This window comes from Actinospica durhamensis (assembly GCF_018139695.1).
In the GTDB taxonomy this organism is placed as follows: domain Bacteria; phylum Actinomycetota; class Actinomycetes; order Streptomycetales; family Catenulisporaceae; genus Actinospica; species Actinospica durhamensis.
The window spans coordinates 1-1088 of record NZ_JAGSOG010000607.1; the positions used below are offsets into that span (position 1 = coordinate 1).

Here is a 1088-nt window from a genome sequence, read left to right on the forward strand (position 1 = left end):
CTTCGGGTTGAGCGCGTCGGCGCTTTCCCGGCGTCGGACTGGCGTCAGGAGCGAAGGGCGCGCAGGCCGGTGCGGATTTCGCCGACCAGGATCTCAGGCTGTTCCAAGGCCGCGAAGTGCCCGCCCTTGTCGGCCTCGCCGTAGTGGATCAGGTTGCTGTAGGTGTCATCTATCCAGCTTCGCGGCAGGAGCGGGATGTCTTTCGGGAAGACGGTCACCGCGACCGGAAGCGTCAGCTTCGGGCCGGCGAACGTGCCCGATCTGTTCTCCCAGTAGATGCGGCCGGAGGACGCCGCGCTGTTGGTGAACCAGTACAGGGATATCGTGTCGAGCATGTCGTCTGTGCTGAGGGCTTCCTCGGCGAGCCCGTGGTTGTCGGTCTTGGACTGGAATTTCTCGTAGATCCAGGCCGCCTGGCCGGCGGGAGAGTCCGCCAGGGCGATTCCGACGGTCTGCGGCTTCGTGCCCTGAAGGTGGCTGGAGCCGCCGAGGTCGCCGTTGTAGAGGGCGAGGGTCTCCACGGCGTGGCGCTGTTCGGGCGAGAGGGTGTCGGGTATCCGTGCGGGAAAGGCGAACGGGGTGTTCAGGTGTATTCCGACAAGCCCCTCGGGTTGCACGGCCCCGAGGGCGGTGGTGACGACGCCGCCCCAATCCCCGCCCTGCGCGGCCCATCTCGTGTAGCCGAGACGCTTCATCAGCTCCACCCACGCGCTTGCGATGCGCGATACGCTCCACCCGGTCTCCGCGGGCTTCTGGGAGAACCCGAACCCGGGGAGCGAGGGGATGACGACGTCGAATGAATCGGCGGCGTCTCCTCCGAAGGAAACCGGATCGGTCAGTGGGCCGATCAGCTTGAGGAACTCGACGATCGAGCCCGGCCATCCGTGCGTGAGTATCAGCGGCATCGCGTGGGGATTCTTGGACCTGACGTGGATGAAGTGGATGTCCAGCCCGTCGATCTGAGGTTGTCCCGAGTCTCGTGGATCTTCGGTGACGGTCTGGGTTGATTCTATGCGGCGCGCAGTTGCTTGACGGGCTTGTCGGCGTGCTCCGTCCGGGTGGTTTCTTCGAGTGCTGTGATCAGGGCG

1 pseudogene is annotated in these 1088 nt (G+C 65.3%); it reads right to left on the minus strand.

Features of this window, described 5'->3' with window-relative positions:
• Positions 1-44: 44 nt before the first annotated feature.
• Positions 45-962, minus strand: a pseudogene (locus KDL01_RS41330) (alpha/beta fold hydrolase); the annotation flags it as partial.
• Positions 963-1088 lie beyond the last annotated feature (126 nt).